Source organism: Pseudomonas chlororaphis, from assembly GCF_001921865.1.
GTDB lineage: Bacteria > Pseudomonadota > Gammaproteobacteria > Pseudomonadales > Pseudomonadaceae > Aquipseudomonas > Aquipseudomonas chlororaphis_D.
In genome coordinates this window covers 216,035-232,543 of sequence record NZ_MSCT01000014.1, presented here as the reverse complement: position 1 = coordinate 232,543, position 16,509 = coordinate 216,035, and the positions used below count along the sequence as shown (strand labels likewise).

The following is a 16,509-nucleotide window of genomic DNA, read 5'->3' as shown; positions in this document are numbered from 1 at the left end:
GTGAATCAGCCAGCCGCCGTGGGGCAGCTGTTCGGCGTAGTCGCCCTGGGCCCAGACCCCGGGGAACTGGCTGAAGTAGGACGCGCGCAGCTTCTCCTGGCCAGGGTCGTGCCACAGGCCGATGGGCATGGCCGGGAAATGCCGGGTGCACACCAGCTCGCCTTTTTCGCCGATCACCGGCCGACCCTGGTCGTTCCACACCTCGATGGCCATGCCCAGGCTCTTGCCCTGCATCTCGCCGCGGCGCACCGGAGTCAGCGGGTTGCCGATGACGAAGCAGGACACGATATCGGTGCCGCCGGACATCGAGGCCAGGCACAGGTCCTGTTTCCATTCGCGGTAGACGTAGTCGTAGCTTTGCGGCGACAGCGGTGAACCGGTGCACAGCAGGGTCTTGAGGCTGGCCAGGGAATGGCTGCGGCGCGGCTGCAGGCCGGCCTTCTCCAGGGCGGCCAGGTACTTGGGGCTGGTGCCGAAGACGGTGATGCGTTCCTGGTCGATCAGGTTCACCAGGTGCTCGGGCCCCGGGTGGAACGGCGAGCCGTCGTACAGCAGCACGCTGGCGCCCACCGCCAGGCCGGAGACCAGCCAGTTCCACATCATCCAGCCGCAGGTGGTGTAGTAGAACAGCACCTCGCCGGGGTGCAGGTCGCTGTGCAGGCCGTGCTCCTTGAGGTGCTGCAACAGCACGCCGCCGGTGCTGTGGACGATGCACTTGGGCACGCCGGTGGTGCCGCTGGAATAGAGGATGTACAGCGGATGGGCGAAGGGCACGGCGACGAATTCCGGCTCGCCGCCGGGGCAGTAGAAGTCTTCCCACAGGCTGACCCCTGCCTGGGTGCGGAAGTCTTCGACGCGGGCCTCGGGCCGGGCGTAAGGCACCACGATCAGCTGTTGCAGGGACGGCAGGCGTTCGAGGATTTCGTTGAGCTTGGCGCTCTGGTCGATCGGCTTGCCGGCATAGCGGTAGCCGGCGCAGGTGATCAGTACCTTGGGTTCGATCTGGCCGAAACGGTCGATCACCCCCTGGGTGCCGAAGTCCGGCGAGGAGCAGGACCAGATGGCCCCGATGCTGGTGGTGGCGAGCATGCCCACCAGGGTCTGCCAGGTGTTGGGCATGCAGGCCGCGACCCGGTCGCCAAGGCCGACGCCGGCAGCTTGCAGGCTGCGTTGCAGGCCGGCGACATGGTCCGCCAGTTGCCGCCAGGTCAGCTGTTCGCGCTGGCCGTTCTCGTTGATCGCCACCACCGCGACGCCGTCGTCGCGGCGCTTGAGCAGGTGCTGGGCGAAGTTCAGGGTGGCGCCGGGAAACCAGCGGGCGCTGGGCATGCTGCGGTCTTCGACCAGCACGGCGCTGGGCGGCGTCTGAAACTCGACGTCGAAGAAATCGACGACGGCCTGCCAGAAGGCTTCGCGCTGGTCGATGCTCCACTGGTGCAGGGCGGGAAAGTCGGCAAGGTCGAGGTCGTGACGGTGGTTGACCAGGCGCCGGAAGGCTTCCATGCGGGTCTTGCTGATGCGCTCGGCGCTGGGTTGCCAGAGTATTTCGGACATGGGATGCCTCTTGTTGTTCTTATTGCACGCAAACCGATTCTAATGCCGTATGCCCTGTAGCCGCTGCCGAAGGCTGCGATAAGGCGCGTAGCGCCTTCCGGGGCCTTGAAGAACACGTCTCCTGCGGAGCCGATCGCAGCCTGCGGCAGCGGCTACAGATCGCGTTCTACTGGGCCAGCCAGCCGCCGTCGATATTCCACGCCGCGCCGCGCACCTGGCTGCCGGCTTCGCTGCACAGGAACAGCACCAGCTCGCCCAACTGCGCAGGGGTGACGAACTCCAGCGACGGCTGTTTTTCCGCCAGCAGATCGTGCCGCGCCTGTTGCGGGTCGACCCCGGCCGCGGCGCGATCGTCGATCTGTTTCTGCACCAGCGGGGTCAGCACCCAGCCCGGGCAGATGGCGTTGCAGGTGACGTTGCTGGCGGCGGTTTCCAGGCCGACCACCTTGGTCAGGCCGATCACCCCGTGCTTGGCCGCCACATAGGCGGCCTTGCCCACCGAACCGACCTGGCCGTGCACCGAGGCGATATTGACGATCCGCCCCCAGCCCTTGGCGCGCATGCCCGGCAGGCTCAGGCGGGTGCTGTGGAACACCGACGACAGGTTGATGGCGATGATCGAATCCCAGCGCTCCACGGGGAATTCCTCGACCGCCGCCACGTGCTGGATGCCAGCGTTGTTGACCAGGATATCGACGCCGCCGAACTCGCGCTCGGCGTAGGCCAGCATGTCGGCGATCTGCGCCGGGTCGCTGACGTCGGCCGGGTGATGGCCGACCTTGCCGCCGAATTGTCGCACCTCGGCAATCACCTTCGAGGTATCGCCGAAACCGTTGAGGATCAGGTCGGCGCCGGCCTTGGCCAGGCTCAGGGCTATGCCTAGGCCAATGCCGCTGGTGGAGCCGGTGACGAGGGCGGTCTTGCCCGCAAGATTGCTCATGGATACCTCACACAATGCCGGTGGCGTAGAAAGTGGCGATGACGACGAAGACCGCCAGGGTCTTGATCAGGGTAATGCAGAAAATGTCCTTGTAGGCCTCGCGGTGGGTCAGCCCGGTGACGGCCAGCAGGGTAATGACCGCGCCGTTGTGCGGCAGGGTGTCCATGCCGCCGCTGGCCATGGCGGCCACCCGGTGCAGCACTTCCAGCGGGATGTTGGCGGCGTGGGCGGCGCTGATGAAGGTCTCGGACATGGCCGCCAGGGCGATGCTCATGCCGCCCGAGGCGGAACCGGTGATGCCGGCCAGCAGGGTCACGGTGATGGCTTCGTTGACCAGCGGGTTGGGGATGCTTTTCAGCCAATCCGAGAGCACCAGGAAGCCCGGCAGGGAGGCGATCACCGCGCCGAAACCGTATTCCGAGGCGGTGTTCATCGCCGCCAGCAGCGCGCCGCTGACCGCGCTCTTGCTGCCTTCGGCGAGCTTGCTGCGAATGGCCGAGAAGCCGAACACCAGGACCATGACGATGCCCACCAGCAAGGCCGCCTGGACCGCCCAGATGGCGGTGAGCTTGGCTACGTCGGTCTGCACCGGGGCGGCCATGCCGGCCAGGGCCAGGCTGTGGGTCTTGCCGTACCACTGGGGAATCCAGTGGGTGAACAGCAGGTTCATCAGGCCCACCAGCAACAGCGGCGACAGGGCGATCCAGGGGTTGGGCAGCTGGATGTCGGCGGCGGTTTCCGGCTCGTTGCGCAGCTCGGTGCCATAGCCTTCGCCGGCTTTGTGCGCCTTGTTGCGCTGGCGCTGGAGGAACAGCATGCCGGCGCAGAACACGAAAATGGTGCCGATCAGCCCGAGCCAGGGCGCGGCCCAGGCGGTGGTGTTGAAGAAGGTGCTGGGGATGATGTTCTGGATCTGCGGGGTGCCGGGCAGGGCGTCCATGGTGAAGGAGAACGCGCCGAGGGCGATGGTCGCCGGGATCAGGCGCTTGGGGATGTTGCTCTGGCGGAACATCTCGGCGGCGAACGGGTAGACCGCGAACACCACCACGAACAGCGACACGCCGCCGTAGGTCAGCAGGGCGCAGACCAGCACGATCACCAGCATGGCCTGGCGGGTGCCGAGCAGGCGGATGGCCGCGGCGACGATCGAACGGGAGAAGCCCGACAGCTCGATCAACTTGCCGAACACCGCGCCGAGCAGGAACACCGGGAAGTACAGCTTGATGAAGCCGACCATTTTCTCCATGAACACCCCGGTGAACGCGGGGGCGACGGCGGAAGGGTCGGTGAGCAGCACGGCGCCGAGGGCGGCGATGGGGGCAAAGAGAATGACGCTGTAGCCGCGGTAGGCAGCCAGCATCAACAGCGCGAGGGCTGCCAGGGCAATGATCACACTCATGGTGTGTCTCTCCAGGATTGTTATTTTTGTGGGGTGAAGCGTGTGGAGAGGGGCTATAGCGAGTTTTGTGCCATGTCGTTAAGTTATTGAAATGTAAGTTATTTTGTATTTTTTTTGGTGGCGGTGCAGGGTTTTGTCTCTGTTTTGAGACATTTTTCGGGCTTGAGGACGCCATCGCGGGCAAGCCTCGCTCCTACAGAAGTGTGCAGGGCTCTTATAGGAGCGAGGCTTGCCCGCGATCAGCGCGAAGCGCTGGCTCTTTCTCTCTGTGGAGACGATTGTCTCTTTATCGAGACTCTTCGATCCCCAACGCCGCCATCTTCTTGTACAAGGTCGAACGCCCCAGCCCCAGGCGCGCCGCGGCTTCAATGACCTTGCCGCCGCATTGGGCCAGGGTCGTCTCGATCAATTGCCGGTCGAAGCGCTCGCGGGCGGCGGCGAAGGTTTGGTTGGGCAGGGCCTCGGCGTTGGGCGCGCTGGCGGCGCGCGGCACCGGGCTGAAGCTGCCGATGGCCGCGCGCAGGTCGACAACGTTGAGCATCAGGTCGTCGCTGAGCAGGGCGGCGCGCTCCAGCACGTTGCGCAGCTCGCGGATATTGCCCGGCCACGCGTGTTGGCCGAGCAGGGCCAGGGCGTCGGGGGCCAATTCGTGCTGGCTGCGCAGTTCTTCGAGAATGGCTTCGCTCAGGGCCGGCAGGTCGTCCAGGCGTTCGCGCAGCGGCGGCACCTGGATCGGCAGCACGTTGAGGCGGTAGTACAGGTCGGCGCGGAATTCGCCGCGCTTGATCGCCGCCTCCAGGTCGGTGGAGGTGGCGGCGATCACCCGCACGTCGCTCTGGATCACCTCGTTGGAGCCCACCGGCTCGAACTCTTTTTCTTGCAGCACCCGCAGCAGCTTGCTTTGCAGGGGCAGGGGCATGTCGCCGATCTCGTCGAGAAACAGCGTGCCGCCCTGGGCGATCTGCAATTTGCCGGCGCGGCCCTTGCGGTCGGCGCCGGTGAAGGCGCCGGGGGCGGTGCCGAAGAATTCGGCCTCCAGCAGGGCTTCGGGAATCGCCGCGCTGTTGATGCTGACGAAGGCCTTGTGCGCTCGCGGCGAAGCGGCGTGGATGGCCTGGGCCAGCAGTTCCTTGCCGGTGCCGGTCTCGCCTTGCAGCAGCACCGGCGAGTCGGTGCTGGCGCTGCGTCGGGCGCGGCGCTTGACTTCCAGGCTGGCGGCGCTGGTGCCGATGAAGTGGGCGAAGTTGTATTTGGTCTGTCGCGCCCGCAGCAGCGAACGCGTGGAAGCCAGTTCTTCCTGCATGCTCAGGTAGCGCTTGAGCATCGGCGACAGGCTGCGCAGCTCGTCGAACAGGGCGAAGCCGATGGCGCCGATCACCGCCCCGGCATCGTCGTGGATCGGCAGGCGCATGACCACCAGCGGGTCCTTCGGCGTGTCTTGCATGTCCAGCAGAATCGGCCGGCCGGTGCGCACCACCTCGCGCAGCAGGCTGCTGGGGATCACGCTCTCGCAGGGCTTGCCGATGGCGAACGCCGCCGACTCCAGGCCAAAGCGCCGGGCGTAGCGTTCGTTCATCCAGACGATATTCGCGTCGCGGTCGACGATCACCGTGCCCTCGCTGGACTGCTCGATGATCTCGAACAGCGAGCGGATCGCCAGTTGCCGGACCCGCTGGTAATCCTTGAGGTTTTCGGTGTCGTTCATGGGCTGGAGTCCTGAGGGAAGCGCGGCGCCGATTATGCCGGGAATCCCCGCGTCGACGCGACTGTGGTGGCCAACGCCAACCCTGTAGCCGCTGCCGCAGGCTGCGTACGAGCGGCACGCTCGCAACGATCTTGCGACCGTCGGAGACCCTGCGGGTCTTACGCAGCCTCGCGGGCTCGGCAGCGGCTACAGGGTGTCGCTTTTGTCGGAACGAGCCGGGTCAGCCGGGGTGGGCGGCGGCCAGCAGCTCCTGGGTGTAGGGATGTTGCGGCGCGTCGAACACGTCGTGGCTGGGGCCGCGTTCGACCACCTTGCCGTCCTTGATCACGATCATGTCGTGGGCCAGGGCACGGACCACCGCCAGGTCGTGGCTGATGAACAGGTAGGTCAGGCCGTGCCGCTCCTGGAGCTGGCGCAGCAGCGCCACCACCTGTTTCTGCACCGTGCGGTCCAGGGCCGAGGTCGGCTCGTCGAGCAGGATCAGCGCCGGCTTGAGCACCAACGCGCGGGCAATCGCAATGCGCTGGCGCTGGCCGCCGGAAAACTCGTGGGGGTAGCGATGGCGGCTGGCCGGGTCGAGGCCGACTTCTTCCAGGGCCTGGATCACCTGCTGCTCGCACTGCTGGGCAGTAAGGCGGCTGTGCACTTCCAGGCCTTCGCTGATGATCTGCTGCACCGACATCCGCGGGCTGAGGCTGCCGAACGGGTCCTGGAACACCACCTGCATCTGTTTGCGCCAGGGCCGTAGCTGCTTCTGGTCGAGGCCGTCCAGCGCCTCGCCCTGGAAGCGGATGCTGCCTTCGGAATCCAGCAGGCGCAGGATCGCCTGGCCGAGCGTGGACTTGCCCGAGCCGGACTCGCCGACGATGCCCAGGGTCTTGCCCCGTTGCAGGCTCAGGCTGATGCCGTCCACCGCGCGCAGGTAGCGCTTGCGCTGGAACAGCCCGCCGCCGATCTGGAACTCGACGCTGAGGTCGTCCACCTGCAGCACCACTTCGCGCTCGTCCCGGGGCAGCGCTTCGCCTTCCGGCTCGGCGTTGAGCAGTACTCGGCTATACGGGTGTTGCGGCGCGTTGAACAGGGTTTCGCACGGCGCCTGCTCGACGATCTGCCCGGCCTTCATCACACAGACGCGCTGGGCGATGCTGCGCACCAGGTTGAGGTCGTGGCTGATCAGCAGCAGCGACATGCCCAGGCGCTGTTGCAGGGATTTGAGCAGCAGCAGGATCTTGCGCTGCACGGTCACGTCCAGCGCGGTGGTCGGCTCGTCGGCGATCAGCAGTTCCGGCTCGCAGGCCAGGGCCATGGCGATCATCACCCGCTGCCGTTGGCCGCCGGAAAGCTGGTGCGGATAGGCCTTGAGCCGTTCCTCGGGTTTCTGGATGCCCACCAGGCGCAGCAGTTCGAGGATCCGCGCCTGGGCCGCCTTGCCGCCCAGGCCCTTGTGCAGCAGCAGGGTTTCGCCGATCTGTTTTTCGATGCTGTGCAGCGGGTTGAGCGAGGTCATCGGCTCCTGGAAGATCATGGCGATGCGGTCGCCGCGCAGCTTCTGCAAGGTCTTGGCGTCGGCGCCGAGCAACTCCTGGCCGCGGTAGCGGATGCTGCCGCTGCTGCGGGTGTCGCAGTCGGGCAGCAGTTGCAGGATCGAGTGGGCGGTCACCGACTTGCCCGAGCCCGACTCGCCGACCAGCGCCAGGCACTCGCCGGGGCGGATATCCAGGCACAGGTCGCGCACCACTTGCTGCGCGCCGAAGGCGACGTTGAGGTTGCGGATTTCGATCAGGGGGTCGGTCATTTCGGCATTCGCTTGATCAAGGTCGTGGTTCAAGAGCGCGGCTCAAGAGCGTGGATCGAAGGCATCGCGCAGCGCCTCGCCGATAAACACCAGCAGCGAGAGGATCAGCGCCAGGGTGAAAAATGCCGTCAGGCCCAGCCACGGCGCTTGCAGGTTCTGCTTGCCCTGGCCGATCAGCTCGCCCAGGGAGGCGCTGCCGGCGGGCATGCCGAAGCCGAGGAAGTCCAGGGCGGTGAGGGTGGAAATCGCCCCGGTGAGAATGAACGGCAGGTAGCTCAGGGTCGCGTTCATCGCGTTGGGCAGGATGTGCCGCACGATCACCTTGCGGTCGTTGAGGCCCAGGGCGCGGGCAGCCTTGACGTACTCCAGATTGCGTCCGCGCAGGAACTCGGCGCGCACCACGTCGACCAGGGCCAGCCAGGAAAACAGCGCCATGATCCCCAGCAGCCACCAGAAGTTCGGCTCGACGAAACCGGACAGGATGATCAGCAGGTAGAGCACCGGCAGCCCCGACCAGACCTCCAGCAAGCGCTGGCCCAGCAGGTCGACCCAGCCGCCGTAATAGCCTTGCAGGGCGCCGGCGGCGATGCCGATCAGCGCGCTGATGGCAGTCAGCGCCAGGGCGAACAGGATCGACACCCGGGCGCCGTAGATCACCCGGGCCAGCACGTCGCGGGCCTGGTCGTCGGTGCCCAGCCAGTTGACCGCGCTCGGCGGGCTCGGCGCGGGGCGGCTGAGGTCGTAGTTGGGCGTGTCTTCGCTGAACGGGATCGGCGGGAACAGCAGCCAGCCGCCGTCCTGGCGGATCAGCTGCTGCACGTAGTCACTGCGATAGTCGGCCTGGAACGGCAGCTGGCCGCCGAACTCCTGCTCGGTGTAGCGCTTGAACACCGGGAAATACAGCGAGCCCTGGTAGCTGACCACCAGCGGTTTGTCGTTGGCGATCAGCTCGCCGCCCAGGGTCAGGGCGAACAGGCCGATGAACAGCCACAGCGACCACCAGCCGCGGCGGTTTTTCTTGAACCGTTCGAAGCGCCGACGCGCCAGCGGGGAGAGCGTGAGCATCAGGCGTTCCTCGCGGCGAAGTCGATCCGCGGGTCGACCAGGGTGTAGCAGAGGTCGCCGACGAGTTTTATCAAGAGGCCGAACAGGGTGAAGATGAACAGCGAGCCGAACACCACCGGGTAGTCGCGCGACACCGCGGCTTCGTAGCTCATGCGCCCGAGGCCGTCGAGGGAGAAGATCACCTCGATCAGCAGGGAGCCGGCGAAGAACACGCTGATAAAGGCCTGGGGAATCCCCGATACCACCAGCAGCATGGCGTTGCGGAACACATGGCCGTACAGCACCCGGCGCTCGCTCAGGCCCTTGGCCCGGGCGGTGACCACGTACTGGCGGGTGATCTCGTTGAGGAACGAGTTCTTGGTGAGGATGGTCAGGGTGGCGAAGCCGCCGATCACCAGGGAGGTCACCGGCAGCACCAGGTGCCAGAAGTAATCGGCGATCTTGCCGACGGTGCTCAGTTGCTCGAAGTTGTCCGAGACCAGCCCGCGCACCGGGAACCAGTTCAGCGAGGTGCCGCCGGCGAACACCACGATCAGGAACATGGCGAACAGGAACGCCGGCATGGCGTAGCCGATGACGATCGCGGTGCTGCTCCAGATATCGAAATGGCTGCCGTGGCGCACCGCCTTGCGAATCCCCAGGGGGATCGACACCAGGTAGGTGATCAGCGTGGCCCAGAGCCCGAGGGAGAGGGTCACCGGCATCTTCTGCAGGATCAGTTCGGTGACCGTGGCGCCGCGGAAGAAGCTCTTGCCGAAGTCCAGCTGCGCATAGCTCTTGAGCATCAGCCACAGGCGTTCGTGGGCCGGCTTGTCGAAGCCGTACTGTTTCTCGATGTCCTTGATCAGCTGCGGGTCGAGGCCGCGGCTGGCCCGGGAGTTGCCGCTGATAGTGTCGCTGGAACCGCCGAGGTTGCCGCCCCCGCCGATGCCTTGCAGGCGGGCGATGGCCTGTTCCACCGGGCCGCCGGGCGCAGCCTGGACGATGGCGAAGTTGACCAGCAGGATGATCAGCAGCGTCGGCACGATCAGCAGCAGGCGCCGCAGGATATAGGCCAGCATCAGTGCGCTCCTCCGGGTTTGCCGCGCTGGATGCGTTCGGCCGCCATCTGCTCGTTGGTCAGGGGCGTGGGGCTCATTTCCCACCAGCTTTCGATGGCTTCGTCATTGCTCGCGGGAATGGCCGGCATGCCGAAGCGGTTCCACCACACGGTGGAGGTGCCTGGTGGGTAGTAGTTGGGGATCCAGTAGTAATTCCATTGCAGCACCCGGTCCAGGGCATGGGCGTAGCGTAGCATTTGCGGCTGGGTGGTGGCCTTGACCAGGCCGGTGATCAGGCTGTCCACCGCGGGGTTCTTCAGCACCATCAGGTTGCTGGAGCCGGGGTCGTTGGCCGCCGCCGAGCCGAAGTAGTTGTACAGTTCCAGCCCCGGCGAGGTGGTCACCGGGTAGCCGGTGACGATCATGTCGTAGTCGCGGGCCATCAGCCGGTTGACGTACTGCGAGGAGTCGATGCGGCGGATCTCCAGGGTGATGCCGATCTGCGCCAGGTTGCGCTTGTAGGGCAGCAGCAGACGCTCGATGCCGTTCTGGCTGTTGAGGAAGGTGAAGCGCAGCGGCTCGCCGTCGGCGTTCACCAGCGTGTCGCCGTCGGGTTTCCAGCCGGCGGCTTCGAGCAAGGCCAGGGCTTGCAGCTGCTTGTCGCGGATCAGGCCGCTGCCGTCGGTTTTCGGCGCCTCGAAGACCTGGTCGAAGACTTCGTCGGGGACCTGCCCGCGCAGCGGTTCGAGGATTTTCAGCTCCTCGGCGTCGGGCAAGGCCCGGGCGGCCAGGGCGCTGTTGGAGAAGAAACTCTGCTGGCGGATGTACAGGTCGCGCATCATCTGCCGGTTGCTCCACTCGAAATCCCAGAGCATGGCCAGGGCCTGGCGCACCCGGCGGTCCTGGAACATCGGCTTTTGCAGGTTGAACACGAAACCCTGGGCCGGTTGCGGCGCTTCCTTGGCCAGGTGGGCCTTTTGCAGGCGGCCGTCGTCCAGGGCCGGGCCGGCGTAGCCGATGGAAAAGCCGGTGGCGGAGAACTCGCGGTTGTAGTCGTAGGCGCCGCCGCGCAGCACTTGGCGGGCGACGTCGGTGTCGCCGAAATACTCGATGCTGAAACGGTCGAAGTTGTACAGGCCGCGGCTGACCGGCAGGTCCTTGCCCCACCAGTCGGCGTCACGGGCGAAGGTGATGCTGTTGCCGTTGTCGACCTTGCTCACCTTGTACGGGCCGCTACCCAGGGGCGCTTCGTAACCGCCGCCGCCAGCGAAGTCGCGACTCTTCCACCAGTGCTCGGGCAGCACCGGCAGGGTCGCGATATCCAGGGGCAGGGTGCGGTTTTCGTTGTTCTTGAAGTCGAAGCGGATCACCTGTGGCGACTCGACCTGGACGTCCTTCACATCGGCGAACTGGGTGCGATAGCGCAGGCTGCCCTGGGTCATCAGCAGGTTGTAGGTGTAGCGCACATCTTCGGCGGTGATCGGCACACCGTCGGCGAAACGCGCCTTGGGGTTGATATAGAAGCGCAGCCACAGGCCGTCGTCGGCGCGCTCCATCTTTTGCGCCACCAGGCCGTAGACGGTGTAGGGCTCGTCGAGCGAGCGCTGGGCCAGGGGCGAATAGATGTAGCCGTCGAGTTGCGAGACGCCGATGCCTTTGTCGATGTAGGGCAGCACATGGTCGAAGCGGCCGATCTCGATGGCCGAGCGGCGCAGGCTGCCGCCTTTGGGCGCTTGGGGGTTGGTGTAGGCGAAGTGGCTGAAACCCGCGGGGTACTTGGCCGGTTCGCCGTAGACGGTCAGGGCGTGTTGCGGTGCGGCGTCGACACTCGCGGCCCCCAGCAGCAGGGCCAGGGCGGTGAATAGCGCGGAGGGGAAAAGCAGTCGCATTGTCAGCCTTAAGAGCCGGGTGATCGATGACCACGATTTGTACGCTACCGGCGCGCTGCTGACCAGCGCGGGCGGTAGCCCAAACGCAACGGCCCACCAAAGGGCGGGCCGTCGTTCATGCGCATCGCGACAGGATCAGTCCTGGCGGCTGGTGACTTCCAGCAGGTGGTAACCGAACTGGGTCTTCACCGGACCTTGCACGACGTTGACCGGGGCGCTGAACACCACGGTGTCGAATTCCTTGACCATCTGGCCCGGACCGAACGAGCCCAGGTTGCCGCCGTCGCGGCTGGACGGGCAGGTGGAGTTCTTCTTCGCGACGTCGGCGAAGTCGGCGCCGGCTTCGATCTCGGCTTTCAGTTCGTTGCACTTGGCTTCGCTGGCAACCAGGATGTGACGGGCAGTGGCTTTGGCCATGGGGAGTTGCTCCTTTCAAGAAAGTGGTGAGCCTACCGGATTGTGTAGCCTATTTCTTGTCAAAGTTCCGTCAAGGCGTTGCAGCGTCGGATCGTCGGCAGCGCGGCGATATCATCGAAGACCCTGCGGGTCTTATCGCAGCCTGCGGCAGCGGCTACGGAGAGAGTGGGGTTGTGTAGGAGCGAGGCTTGCCCGCGATGCAGGCGACGCGGAGCAACAGTCACACCGCGTCACCGTTCATCGCGGGCAAGCTCCGCTCCTACAGCTCAGGCAGAGGCCGGAACCTGTTGCCGCTTGTCGCGCAGCTGACGGGCGGCGTTGCGCAGCAACTGCTCGGTGGCGTCCCAGCCCAGGCAACCGTCCGTCACCGAAACCCCGTAGCGCAGGGTCGGGCTCAGCGGCTGGCACCCCTCGAACAGATGGCTTTCCAGCATCACCCCGACCAGCGTTCCGTCGCCCTGCAGGCGCTGCTCCAGCACTTCGTTGAACACCGCCGGTTGGCGCAACGGGTCTTTGCCGCTGTTGGCATGGCTGCAATCGACCATGATCCGCGCCGGGATCTTCAGCTTGTGCAAGTCGTGCTGCACCTGGGCCACGCTCTGGCGGTCGTAGTTCGGGCCGCGATGGCCGCCGCGCAGCACCAGGTGGGTGTCGGGGTTGCCCGGGGTCTGGATCACCGCCGGATGGCCCTGGCTGTCGACGCCGAAGTGACGGTGCGGGTGCGCCGCCGAGCGCATGGCGTCGCAGGCAATGCCGACGCCGCCGTCGGTACCGTTCTTGAAGCCCACGGGCATGCCCAGGCCGCTGGCCATTTCCCGGTGGATCTGCGATTCGGTGGTGCGCGCGCCGACGGCGACCCAGCTCAGCAGGTCGTCGAAGTAGCCGGCGGCCATGGGTTGCAGCAGCTCGGTGGCGATCGGAAGGCCCAGGCGCAGCATCTCGCGCATCAGCTCGCGGGACAGGGTCAGGCCGCCGGCCATGTCGTCGCTGCCGTCCAGGCGCGGGTCGTAGGCCAGGCCTTTCCAGCCCACGGTGGTGCGGGGTTTTTCGACGTAGGCGCGCATCACCAGCAGCAGCTCGTCGCTGACATCGGTGGCCAGGCGGGCGAGATTAGCGGCGTATTCCAGGGCGGACTGTGGGTCGTGAATCGAGCAGGGACCGACGACGACCAGCAAGCGCGAGTCTTCACCGTTGAGGATGGCGCGCACCGCTTGGCGATGGGCGGCGACTTGTTGGCCGAGGGCGGTGCTCAACGGCAGTTGCTGCTTGAGTTCAAGCGAGCTGGGCAGGCGCTGGCTCAGGGTTTCGTTGGCGCAGTCGCGGGTGGACAGTGGCAGAGCGGAGACGGACGAATTCATGTTCAAGGCTTCCTGGGCGGGCGGCGGGTGGTTTCCCCGCGCGCGGCCCTACTGGGGTGTTCGACAATTGGCCGGATTCGTGATGCAGCTGTTTTTGCCACCAGCAGGTGACCGGTCGGAGGCGGCAGGCTGTCCCGAACGGAGGCTGCTAAATCGCCAGGCGCTGTACAGGTCGTAACGGTAATAAGTGGCGTAGTTCATGGTTTGAATCCTCGTTAAGTTCGGTGTCGCAAAAAGTCGTGGTTGAAAATCTTCGGCCCAGAAAAACAAAACCCCCGGTCGGGAGGCCGACCGGGGGTGAGATTTTCTCTGGTAGGCGACCCGTTGAAGTGGGCGCCGTTTGGGTATCAGGCGCGCCAGTGGCTAAACCAATACCCAAAATAAAAGCTGACGGTTGCGTTGGCGTTTTTCACCCAGGCAGCCAAACCTGCGCACGAGGCGTTGGCGGTGTGGCGATGCGAGGAAAGGGTGAGGGACGACATGCTGTTTCTCCGTGAAGTGGGGCGAGCTTACTAGAGGCCGGGGGCGCGGTTCAATCAGAAAATCCTATCGCGTTGCCAGTCGCCGCCTATGAGTTAAGCGCCTCGGCGTTTTATGACACACTCGCCGCGCCCTCATTTGCGCTCCTCCAGGACCGATCATGACCACGCTGACCCTCGCTGCCGCTCAATCGATTGCCATCGCCGGGGACCTGCCGGGCAATATCGCCCGGCACCTGGCCTTCATCCGCGCCGCTGCCGCGCAGGGCGTGCAATGGCTGGTGTTTCCCGAGCTGTCCCTGACCGGTTACGAACCGACGCTGGCGGCCGAGTTGGCGATAGTGCCGGACAGCCCGCTGCTGCAGCCGCTGCGCGAACTGGCCCGGGAGCTGGGCGTGACCGCGGTGGTGGGCATGCCGATCCGCCTGTCCGCCGCGGGGCCGCTGTTGATCGGCGCCCTGGTGCTGGCGGCCGACGGGTCGCTGGCGGTGTACAGCAAGCAGCACCTGCATGCCGGCGAGGAGCAGGTCTTCACGCCGGGAGTGGGCGGCGCGAACCTGGCACTGGCCGAGGAGCGGATGGCCCTGGCGGTCTGCGCCGATTTCTCCCAGGCCAGCCACGCGCGGGCTGCGGCGCGGTCTGGAGCCAGCATCTATGCGGCCGGGGTGTTGATTGGCGAGCAGGGTTACGCCGCCGACAGCGCGCTGTTGCAAGGCTATGCCGCGGAACACGCCATGCTGGTGCTGATGGCCAACCACGGCGGGCCGACCGGGGGCTGGGTGTCGGCCGGGCGCAGCGCGATCTGGGGCCCCGATGGCCGCTTGATCGTGGCGGCGGCGGGCACTGGCGACATGCTGCTGATCGCCCGGCGCGACGCCGGTCGCTGGAGTGGCGCCCAGGCGAAGGTCGAAGGGCTTTGAACGGTCTGGAGCTACGGCCGGCCAGCGCCGCGCAGGACCTGGTTTTCGCCCGTGACCTGACCCGCAGCACCATGCTGGGTTACTACATCCGCCATGATCTGTTGTGGCTGGATGAAGGTTTCGACGTGGCCTGGGCCGGGCGCAGGAACCTGCTGATCTGCCAGGGCGCCGCGGTGCAGGGTTTCGTCAGCCTGAGCCGCGATGCCAAGGCGTTGTACATCCGCGAACTGCATATGCTCGAGGCGTATCGCGGGCAGGGCGCGGGAGCCTGGACCATCACGCAGGTGTTGGCGATGGCGCGTGACGAACGGCGCGGGCTGCTGCGTTTGACGGTGTTCAAGGACAACCCGGCGCAGGCGCTCTATCGGCGGATGGGGTTGGAGGTGGTTGGCGAGGACGAGTGTTTTCTGCGGATGGAACGCGGCAGTGCCGCGGATGAGTAGCAGCGTGATTCTGCTTCAGCGACGGGGGGATTTGCAGATCAGGCGGGCGCCTGGTCGGGGCCTTCGGGCTCGGCCAGGATGATGCCGTCTTTCATGCCCAGCAAGACCGCCACCTTGTGCGCTTCTCCGCGGCGTCCTTTCTTGCGACCGGCCAGGACCTGGTAGGTGGTGGCTGGATCGACCCCGTGTTCACGGGCGAACTGTTGAACCGATTTACCTTGATGTTCAAGCCAGGCCTTGGCTTGTGCGGCAGTGCGGATACCGGGCATAGTTCAAAACCGTTCAAATTTGTTCAATGCTTGAAGGGTGTAACACCCCTAGGGGTGCATAAAAAAGGATCATACATCCAAATGAGTGGAATCGGCGCGCGGTTAAGACAGGAAAGGGAACGCCTGGGGTTGTCGCAGAAAAAATTTGGTGAAGTTGGCGGCGTGGAAGCCAATGCCCAAGGCAGATACGAAAGTGGAGACCGGGTACCCAAGGCGGATTATCTGTCGCGGGTGGCGGTCAAGGGGGCCGACGTCCTCTATATCGTCACCGGCAGACGGACCCCGGCCCGGGCCGAAAACCTCAGTCAGTGCGAGGAGCGAATCCTCGTCAGCTATCGGGCGCTGTACAAGGAGGATCAGGATGCAATCTGCCACCTGACCACGACCCTTGCCGAGCGCTCGGTTTGCAGCCTCTTGAAAACCAGGGCGAACACCCGAGAGCCTTAGGGCAGGGCGTTCGCAGTGTACTTACCCCCTGCCGGATATTTCGCGCGAACAGCGGCTTTTATATGGCGTTTGTCATTAGCTCAGCACGCTGCTTTTTTGCTAAGGTGTCCGGCAACCTATAAAGACCATATCGCGAGGTGTCTGCTTGATTAGGGTGCTAGTAGTCGATGACCATGATCTCGTTCGTACAGGTATTACACGAATGCTGGCTGACATCGATGGCCTGCAAGTGGTCGGTCAGGCCGAGTCAGGGGAGGAGTCCCTGCTCAAGGCCCGGGAGTTGAAACCCGATGTGGTTCTGATGGACGTCAAGATGCCCGGGATCGGCGGTCTTGAAGCCACGCGCAAATTGTTGCGCAGTCATCCGGATATCAAAGTCGTGGCCGTCACTGTGTGTGAGGAAGATCCGTTCCCGACCCGCTTGCTGCAAGCCGGCGCGGCGGGCTACTTGACCAAGGGCGCGGGTCTCAACGAAATGGTCCAGGCCATCCGTCTGGTGTTTGCCGGCCAGCGTTACATCAGCCCGCAAATTGCCCAGCAACTGGTGTTCAAGTCCTTCCAGCCGTCCAGCGAGTCGCCGTTCGATGCCTTGTCGGAGCGGGAGATCCAGATTGCGCTGATGATCGTCGGTTGCCAGAAAGTGCAGATCATTTCAGACAAGTTGTGTCTGTCCCCGAAAACCGTGAATACCTACCGTTACCGTATCTTCGAGAAGCTCTCGATCAGCAGCGATGTCGAACTGACGTTGCTGGCGGTCCGCCACGGCATGGTCGACGCCAGCGCCTGACG

At 65.2% G+C, this 16,509-nt stretch carries 16 protein-coding genes; 4 read left to right on the top strand and 12 right to left on the bottom strand.

Annotated features, from left to right (window positions below; translation table 11 throughout):
- The 11 genes from BTN82_RS17485 to BTN82_RS31595 form a co-directional block, all read right to left on the bottom strand.
- On the bottom strand, positions 1 to 1,554 hold a 1,554-nt coding region (locus BTN82_RS17485; protein ID WP_075120373.1), incomplete at its 3' end, for an acetoacetate--CoA ligase.
- Positions 1,555 to 1,720: 166 nt separating this feature from the next.
- A complete protein-coding gene (locus tag BTN82_RS17480) occupies positions 1,721 to 2,494 on the bottom strand; it encodes a 3-hydroxybutyrate dehydrogenase (protein ID WP_075120372.1) in 774 nt (257 codons plus the stop codon).
- A 7-nt stretch (positions 2,495 to 2,501) separates the two neighbouring features.
- Entirely contained in the window at positions 2,502 to 3,893 is a 1,392-nt protein-coding gene (locus tag BTN82_RS17475; protein WP_075120371.1) for a GntP family permease, read from the bottom strand.
- Between the two features lie 286 nt (positions 3,894 to 4,179).
- Positions 4,180 to 5,598, bottom strand: a complete 1,419-nt coding sequence (locus BTN82_RS17470; RefSeq protein WP_075120370.1) for a sigma-54 interaction domain-containing protein — start codon at positions 5,596 to 5,598, stop codon at positions 4,180 to 4,182.
- 220 nt (positions 5,599 to 5,818) lie between these two features.
- A complete protein-coding gene (locus BTN82_RS17465) occupies positions 5,819 to 7,393 on the bottom strand; it encodes an ABC transporter ATP-binding protein (RefSeq protein ID WP_075120381.1) in 1,575 nt (524 codons plus the stop codon).
- Between the two features lie 42 nt (positions 7,394 to 7,435).
- Positions 7,436 to 8,458, bottom strand: a complete 1,023-nt coding sequence (locus BTN82_RS17460) for an ABC transporter permease (RefSeq protein ID WP_075120369.1) — start codon at positions 8,456 to 8,458, stop codon at positions 7,436 to 7,438.
- Positions 8,458 to 9,519, bottom strand: a complete 1,062-nt coding sequence (locus tag BTN82_RS17455; protein ID WP_075120368.1) for a microcin C ABC transporter permease YejB — start codon at positions 9,517 to 9,519, stop codon at positions 8,458 to 8,460. The genes BTN82_RS17460 and BTN82_RS17455 overlap by 1 nt, the downstream gene beginning before the upstream one ends.
- Positions 9,519 to 11,387, bottom strand: coding sequence for an extracellular solute-binding protein (locus tag BTN82_RS17450; RefSeq protein ID WP_075120367.1), 1,869 nt, complete (start codon positions 11,385 to 11,387; stop codon positions 9,519 to 9,521). The genes BTN82_RS17455 and BTN82_RS17450 overlap by 1 nt, the downstream gene beginning before the upstream one ends.
- 135 nt (positions 11,388 to 11,522) lie before the next feature.
- Positions 11,523 to 11,804, bottom strand: coding sequence for a peptidylprolyl isomerase (locus BTN82_RS17445; RefSeq protein ID WP_075120366.1), 282 nt, complete (start codon positions 11,802 to 11,804; stop codon positions 11,523 to 11,525).
- 266 nt (positions 11,805 to 12,070) lie between these two features.
- Positions 12,071 to 13,162 carry a 3-deoxy-7-phosphoheptulonate synthase gene (locus tag BTN82_RS17440; RefSeq protein ID WP_075120365.1) on the bottom strand — a complete coding sequence of 364 codons (1,092 nt, stop codon included), beginning with the start codon at positions 13,160 to 13,162 and terminating at the stop codon, positions 12,071 to 12,073.
- Positions 13,163 to 13,509: 347 nt separating this feature from the next.
- Positions 13,510 to 13,644, bottom strand: a complete 135-nt coding sequence (locus tag BTN82_RS31595; protein WP_261792993.1) for a hypothetical protein — start codon at positions 13,642 to 13,644, stop codon at positions 13,510 to 13,512.
- A gap of 158 nt (positions 13,645 to 13,802) precedes the next feature.
- Here BTN82_RS31595 and BTN82_RS17435 point away from each other — a divergent pair, with 158 nt between their 5' ends.
- Together BTN82_RS17435 and BTN82_RS17430 are read left to right on the top strand one after the other, a co-directional pair.
- The gene (locus BTN82_RS17435; RefSeq protein WP_075120364.1) at positions 13,803 to 14,561 is read left to right on the top strand and encodes a carbon-nitrogen hydrolase family protein; all 759 of its coding nucleotides are present in this window, start codon (positions 13,803 to 13,805) and stop codon (positions 14,559 to 14,561) included.
- Positions 14,558 to 15,004 carry a GNAT family N-acetyltransferase gene (locus tag BTN82_RS17430; RefSeq protein WP_075120363.1) on the top strand — a complete coding sequence of 149 codons (447 nt, stop codon included), beginning with the start codon at positions 14,558 to 14,560 and terminating at the stop codon, positions 15,002 to 15,004. Before BTN82_RS17435 ends, BTN82_RS17430 begins: the two co-directional genes overlap by 4 nt.
- A gap of 38 nt (positions 15,005 to 15,042) precedes the next feature.
- On the opposite strand, the gene BTN82_RS17425 is transcribed toward BTN82_RS17430, so the two are convergent.
- Entirely contained in the window at positions 15,043 to 15,273 is a 231-nt protein-coding gene (locus BTN82_RS17425; RefSeq protein WP_009044411.1) for a DNA-binding protein, read from the bottom strand.
- An 81-nt stretch (positions 15,274 to 15,354) separates the two neighbouring features.
- On the opposite strand from BTN82_RS17425, the gene BTN82_RS17420 reads away from it, so the two are divergent.
- Positions 15,355 to 15,720: a helix-turn-helix domain-containing protein gene (locus tag BTN82_RS17420; RefSeq protein WP_075120362.1), complete on the top strand. Its 366-nt coding sequence runs from the start codon at positions 15,355 to 15,357 to the stop codon at positions 15,718 to 15,720.
- A 145-nt stretch (positions 15,721 to 15,865) separates the two neighbouring features.
- Positions 15,866 to 16,507, top strand: a complete 642-nt coding sequence (gene uvrY, locus BTN82_RS17415) for a UvrY/SirA/GacA family response regulator transcription factor (protein WP_009049615.1) — start codon at positions 15,866 to 15,868, stop codon at positions 16,505 to 16,507.
- Positions 16,508 to 16,509: the final 2 nt, after the last annotated feature.